This window comes from Nitrobacter sp. 62-13 (genome assembly GCF_001896955.1).
Taxonomy (GTDB): Bacteria; Pseudomonadota; Alphaproteobacteria; order Rhizobiales; family Xanthobacteraceae; genus Nitrobacter.
On sequence record NZ_MKRN01000017.1, the window covers coordinates 59346 to 65994 of the forward strand.

General features: G+C 58.2%; 6 protein-coding genes and 1 pseudogene. 5 read left to right on the top strand and 2 right to left on the bottom strand.

From position 1 onward, the window contains the following. Nucleotides 1–80 precede the first annotated feature (80 nt). Nucleotides 81–344, top strand: a complete 264-nt coding sequence (locus BGN91_RS02560; RefSeq protein ID WP_292610386.1) for a hypothetical protein — start codon at nt 81–83, stop codon at nt 342–344. Nucleotides 345–570: 226 nt separating this feature from the next. Here BGN91_RS02560 and BGN91_RS02565 read toward each other — a convergent pair whose 3' ends face one another. Beyond that, a complete protein-coding gene (locus BGN91_RS02565) occupies nt 571–1617 on the bottom strand; it encodes a LuxR C-terminal-related transcriptional regulator (RefSeq protein ID WP_292610387.1) in 1047 nt (348 codons plus the stop codon). A gap of 209 nt (nt 1618–1826) precedes the next feature. Continuing rightward, nucleotides 1827–2405 carry a hypothetical protein gene (locus BGN91_RS02570; RefSeq protein WP_292610388.1) on the bottom strand — a complete coding sequence of 193 codons (579 nt, stop codon included), beginning with the start codon at nt 2403–2405 and terminating at the stop codon, nt 1827–1829. Nucleotides 2406–2536: 131 nt separating this feature from the next. Here BGN91_RS02570 and BGN91_RS02575 point away from each other — a divergent pair, with 131 nt between their 5' ends. From BGN91_RS02575 to BGN91_RS02590, 4 genes and pseudogenes are all read left to right on the top strand, one after another. Next, nucleotides 2537–3088, top strand: a complete 552-nt coding sequence (locus tag BGN91_RS02575; RefSeq protein WP_292610389.1) for a hypothetical protein — start codon at nt 2537–2539, stop codon at nt 3086–3088. A gap of 292 nt (nt 3089–3380) precedes the next feature. Beyond that, nucleotides 3381–4265 carry a hypothetical protein gene (locus tag BGN91_RS02580; protein WP_292610390.1) on the top strand — a complete coding sequence of 295 codons (885 nt, stop codon included), beginning with the start codon at nt 3381–3383 and terminating at the stop codon, nt 4263–4265. 135 nt (nt 4266–4400) lie between these two features. Beyond that, the gene (locus BGN91_RS02585; RefSeq protein ID WP_292610391.1) at nt 4401–6314 is read left to right on the top strand and encodes a hypothetical protein; all 1914 of its coding nucleotides are present in this window, start codon (nt 4401–4403) and stop codon (nt 6312–6314) included. 38 nt (nt 6315–6352) lie between these two features. After that, nucleotides 6353–6649 (top strand): annotated as a pseudogene (locus tag BGN91_RS02590) (type I secretion system permease/ATPase); the annotation flags it as partial.

Here is a 6649-nt window from a genome sequence, read left to right on the forward strand (position 1 = left end):
CCGTCCCACCGTCGCAACCCGGATTCCCCAGTTGCATCGCAACCCCCTACCGAGCTATTCGGAGAGCCCGTCGAGGACGAGTGTCCGAGCTTTCGAATCAAATGAGGACTGGAATGCCTTTCAAGGTAGATGACACGAAGTTTGCGCTGGACGATCACGCCCCCTTTGGAAAGCTCTGGGGCAGGCTTTTGATCGATGTGGTGGATAGCGATACCGATACCAGGCGGACAATCCAGCTCGAAGTTCTTTTGGAGAAGAGCGACCGGTATCCCTTCTTTCATTATGAAAAGCTGGCGCGGGCGGAAGCCAAGAAATTGCTCAGCGCCGTCTCGGAGCAATTGTAGTTTCTTGCCGTCCGCTGAACCCGTAGCCACGTGCTTCGGCTGATCCGGACGGTCCCTCTCTTCATCGGCCTTGGCGAAACGTCCCGCCCTTGCGTTGTCCAATGCTTGCCGCTTTGGGCAAAGGCGCCGCTTGTCGCGACGGCCGACACAACAATCCGTCTGAACTCATTACAGGGACGGATCAAGTCGACATGAACGGCTCACGACGCCGACTGTTCTTCCTGTCTCACGTGTTCGATGCGGACTTTTGATCCGCGCTCTTGTCGAACAAGCTGCTTGCCATTATGGCGACTTCGGTCCGGTTCCTCGCCTTCAGCTTGCGCATGATATGGCGGATGTGGACCTTCACAGTGCTTTCACACATGCCGAGTTCGTAGGCGATCTGCTTGTTCGCCTTGCCGCGGCAGAGTGCTTCAACCACCATGATCTGGCGCGCCGTGAATAACTGGCTTTCGCCATTACTGGCATTCTGGAACGACGACACCACGCTGATGGGCACGAACGTGCCGCCCGCCTCGACCAGCCGCACGGCTTCGACGGCGATACCAAGCGTCATGCTGGTCGGGATATAGCCCCGTGCGCCGCTCTCGATGGCGCTCATGATCCGCGAACCATCCTCGACATCGGAGATGATGATCAGAGGCGCGCTCAAAGCGGCGCGCGCGAGATTTTCGACACCGTCGGAATCGTCCGACGCTTTCTGACGGGCCTGAATATAGAGAAGGATGACCGATGGGACGGGAAAGTCATCATGGACTTTCATCCAGTCGGTCAAAGTCGCGAATGCGAAAACCTGATAACCGACATAAGCGGCTTGCAGACAGTGCGCCAGACAGTCGCGAACCAGTGCGCGGTTGTCGATGATGACAATGATATTTCCCGTGATCTTGGTTTCGCCGGAGAATGAGTCGTCCGTCCCTTTAGAACGCGGCGCGTTGTGGCCGTCCTGGTTGGAGTCCGGTTCATCCGGTATGGAGATCGAGGAGAGTACGGCAGAGCGAGATTTCGCAGGAGCCTGCCAAGGCGGCGCAACATCAGTCAGTTTTGAAGGTCGAATAGAGTGTTGTGGGCACGCCTGCGATTGCGGAGGCGATGCCCCGCATGACGCACTTCCAACATTCAATTGCGGTCGAGAAGCGAGTGGAGGATGCGGATAAATTACCGGGGCCGGAGCAGCCATCGTTCGCACGCTTTGATCTTTGTGCGCATCGAGCGAAATGAAATGGTTAGACAAAGGGACATTATGAAAATGATTTCGGTTACTCGCGCTCATTGGGTACCCCTACTCAACCCGCTTCGAACGCTGCTACGGACAGGCGGTCCACCCTCCTGTCTGAAACCTTCCGTGGTCAGCTCATTGCGACGCCACAAAAAGCACTTGATTCAGGTCGTCCCCTACCTGATGAGCCTAACCCTAATAGATTTTGAACTCCCGGAAAACATAAAATTATTCGTGAATACGACGAGTTCCTTTTGAACCCCTCAAGGCGGTTTGATCGACGGGAACGTCGCAACAAAAGCGTCGAAGTTGTCGCTCCAGTTGCCCGTGAGCGGATTGGATATCGAGATCGCGCCGCGCTCGTCTCCGGCAAATATCTGTTCCTCTGCGGAAACGATCGGCTCCTGCCAGGGTTCATATCCGATCGAGGCGACGGCCGCGGAGCCGCAAAGACGTGTTGCCACCATCGTCGCGCTATAACATCCATGCTGGAATTCGCGCGGATGAGATTTGCTGAGGGTCAGTGCGTCTTCGCCGATCAGATCGGCATCCATGCCCGTTATCGCTCCCCAGGCCTGCGATTGAACAATGCCCAGATCGTGGTCCTGCAGGTTTCGGCTCTCGATGCGGGCGACGATGGTGATAAGCGTCAGCATGAAGCCGACGAGGTAGGGATCGCGCCACGCGGTATCGGGAATGCCGTTCAGGCAGACGCGGCTGCGTTCAACCAGTGGGCCGATCGTCTGCACCGCTGCTCGGCGTCCTCTCCTGACCTCGGCCATTGCGACCGCCCAGCGCAGCAATTTCGCCTCCTTGACCGGAATGCTGATCGGCACCCTCACCGCGAAGACTTGTCTTCTGCGCCATCCTACGAGACGATGGCGCCGCAGGACAGTGGTCCGCCGCCGATGCCTCCGACATTTTCGGCGCCCGTAATGCTGCAGACGATGGACCTGCACTTCGATGCCCGATCATGACCGCCAGTGATCTCCCTCCCAAGCCCGATTTCGCCGCGCTCGAGGCCGCCGCACCGGAATCGGCGGATCGCCGGACAATGATCCTGTCGCTGATCGGGAACCTGGTTTTCAACTGGTCCAATAACGAAAGCCTGTTCATCTATGTGCTGATGCTGTTGCTGAAGGTCGATCAGGCGTCGGCCGCCATCGTGTTCGCAACGTTGAACACCACCCGCGCGAGGCTTGATCTCATCCAGCGGCTGGCGCGAATCAAGATCAAGGACAAGACGCTCAGCAAGGAACTCGACCGTCTGATCGACCGCTTTAACGACGGCACACACATGCGCAACGAGTTCAATCACTGCATGTATACCGTCGATAACAATGGTGAAATCTCGCAAACCCAATCGATGCGGCTGATTCAAACGCGTAGCGGCCTTCGGTTCGGCGAAACCAAGCCGCTGGATGATGCGCGAATCCAGGAGATGATCAATGGAATGCGCGAAATGGCCCGTATCAACAGGGACATCTGGGATTTCCTGCCGCGCCTCGAAGCGCATTTGCGATAGCCACAGCGGCCAGTCGTAGTATTCCGATCACTACGTCCACCCTGAGCCGAAGTTGTAGGCCGCTACGCCTTTTGGCTGATGCAGCGCCTCCTCAAGTCGTGGGGGAATGTCCCTAAGGGCAGCTAGTCCTACTGTAGCCGTTGGAGGAGCCTTTCGGTGCGAAATCGGCTTCTGCGTCGATCTCGCTGCCGGCAGAACCGGTACATCAACCGCATCGGACCTCGACAAGGCCGCCGACGTAGAAGATTGGCGCGCTTTCATCGCGACGATGCTCCTGCAATAGGAGCCCATCATGGGTAACCACGATCCCAAACACGACCCCAAGCACGACGACCCCAACGATCCCACGCAAGACCAGGGCCAGGCGCAAGCCAATCTGCAGGCTCAGCTGCAGGGACAGGCCAATCTGCAGGGTCAGCTTCAAGGTCAGGGTCAAGGCCAAGGGCAAGGCCAGGGTCAAGACCAGACCCAAACCGCCGCTCAGTCGCTTTATTCAACCAGCGACAACCTGAATGGCAACGGGAACCTGAACGGGAATGGCAACGGAAACGGCAACCTGAACCTGAATGGCAACGGCAACGAGAACGACAGCAGCAACAGCAACGATAACAGCAACACCAACAGCGTTGACAACCATCTCGACAACGGCGTCTCCAACACTCTCGACAACAATATCGAAAACGCCGTACATAATCAGGTCGATACCTGCGTGAACGTCGCGGTCAACGTCGATCTCAATCTGGATTCGCTCCCGAGCGGGCCGGTCATCGACCTTCACGGGCTGAGCAACATCCACGATTCGCTGGTCATGCCGGAGGTCGTCAACCAGACGCTGACCGGCGACGGCAACATGTTCAATATCGACCAGGTCAACAACCTGGTGGATAACGATCACCTGTCCGGCGCGTCGGTGAATTTCACTGCCGATGGGGCCGGCTCCTGGTGCGATCCGAGCGACGGCGGTTCCTTCAACATGGATGCGCACATCCATGGCGCCGACGTCACGGCCAACAACTCGTTGGGCGCGCTCGACCACGCCAGCACCGGCATCAGCGCCGACGCTGCGGTGACGCAATCGGCATTCAACCAGACCATCACGATGGGTGCCAACATCCAGTTCAACAGCCAGACGATCACTGCCGGGCACGATTTCCACGACGATCATCATACCGGCTAGCTGACCTTCCGGCCTGCGCGGCACTTGCCGCGCAGGTTCTTTTTTCCAGCTACCCAACACTCCTTCGAAATTCTGAGACTGCGAGGGCGCTCGCGGAATGGGGACGTTTTGCGTGCCTGAAAGCAGGAGGCTCTCATGGTGCCCGGCGGCATAACCGAGATCATCTGGCATTTCGCCGGATATCTTAAAATCTTCGACGACATCGCCCGCTTCCGCATCACACCCGACGAAGGCGACTATCGCTCCGATACCAACGACTACACGAGTCACCCGAGTCAATTCGCGCTGACTCCGGCCGACGACGTGACGGACAGCCGCCCGGTCGCGTTCCAGGACGCCCCGGCGGCTGGAGAGTCCGATCACCACACGCCCCGTTCGCATCTCTCTTCCGCGTCGGCCATCGACATCGACCGGTTTGCGCCGTCTTACTCGCACGTCGTTATGGCTCCCATCAGTCCGGGCTCCGGCGGCGGGGGCGGCGATGTCATCAAGGCGATCTATCAGGAGGGCGGCGAGCAGAGCGAAATTCAGACGCATCAGTACAACAACATGTACGATGACGATGCGGTCACGGGAACTCATAGCGCCAATGCTCTCGCCGCATTGAATAACCTCGAGGTGGAGGCCGATCATGCGATCGCCACGATGGTCGCAGGCGCAGGTTCGGTCGTTCCGGCCGAATGGCACGCTCCTCACGACACCGCTTCGCTTCCGGCTTTCGTCGCCGCACACGATCAGGCCTGGGCCGCTCACGACGGAACGGCCGACCCGTATTCGGTCAAGCCCGGATATTACCTGAACGGCGTGCTCCAGGATCCTGCGGCGATTGCGCCCGATCAGGTTCCGGCTCCCGCGCCCGATCTCGGCCATGGTCTGGGCCAGTGGACGCTTGATGGCGGAAACACTGCCGCCAACGGCGCCTATATCGTCGACCTCACGGATTCGGCGCGAACGATGGTGGTGATGGGCGACTACTTCAAGACCAACGCGGTGTTCCAGACCAATTCGTACATGGACAACGACCACGTCACGGTCGGAGGAACCGCAGCCAGCATCACGACCGGCGGCGATCAGGCCACCAATATCGCGGACTTCGTCCAGCATCCCGGCGCCTACGACTCCCTGCCGAGCTATTTCGCCGGTCCGAACTGGTCAGTCGACGTTGTGCAGGGCGATTACTTCAACGTTCATGCGCTCGTTCAAAGCAATTATCTGTCCGACAACGACGTGACGATGCAGAGCAGCTCGAGCACGCATTACGAGATTCATGCAGGCCAGAACGAGCTTGGCAACTACGTGCTGATCAACGATGGGGATTTCAACTATGATCTCGTGATTGTCGGCGGTAGCTACCACGGCATGAACGTGATCTTTCAGAACAACATCCTCTACAACAACGATACCGTTCAGATCACGGGCGACGGCATCAACCCGAACCAGACCGTTTCCACCGGCGACAATCATCTGACCAACAGCGCGACGATCGAGAATTACGGCGGCAACAACAATCTGCCCTGGACGTCCGATCTCGATGATCTCGTCCATAATATCTCCGGCGGGGCGACCGAGATCGACCCCTCGTTCGGAAACCTGATCGCGGGCAATGGCGGCACCTTCCATATCCTCTATGTCACCGGCAATTATTATGACGTGAACGCGATCTGGCAGACGAACGTCGTCTCCGACGCGAATATGGCGATTCAGCTTCAGCAATCGCCGTCGAGTGTCGCGGCTGCCTACTACGGCGACAGCATGGCGACGCAAAACGTTTCCACCGGCGGCAACGTTCTCAGCAACGATGCGGCAATCGTCGACGTTGGGAACACCAATACCTATGTCAACGGGCAGGCCTATGGCGACACGATTCTGGTCCAGGCCAATCTCGTGAACCAGGATTCGGACCACGTCGTTCAAACGAACCCGCAGGCTCTTGTCCCAGAAGTGATCGCCTTTATCGGGCACGACGATACAACCACCACTTCAGATACGCAGCACCAGGCAACCACGGCACTTCCACACGACGATCCTATGGCCTGCGTCCTCCACTAGGGACCAACATCGAAGTCTTTCGGTTGAGGAGAGCTGCAATGAGTCTGAGCGACAATCAAGCCATTGGCAATACGCCGGCTAAATCAGGCGATCGCTACTCGAAGGACGTACTCATAGCGCAGGTCAGAAAGCTGACGCAGAAACTATGGCAAAACCCGTTTGGGAAGCGAGCTGTCACGCTCGACGCACGAACCGACACGACGCCGGCGCCCACGCCGCAAAAGCGCGATGGAGCCGAATCTCCTCTTGCGTCCACGAACAGACGCAACCTTAACGGCAGGGGAAATCCCGGCGCCGGCGGCGGTCGCGGTGGTAGCGGCACCCCGCAATTGCAC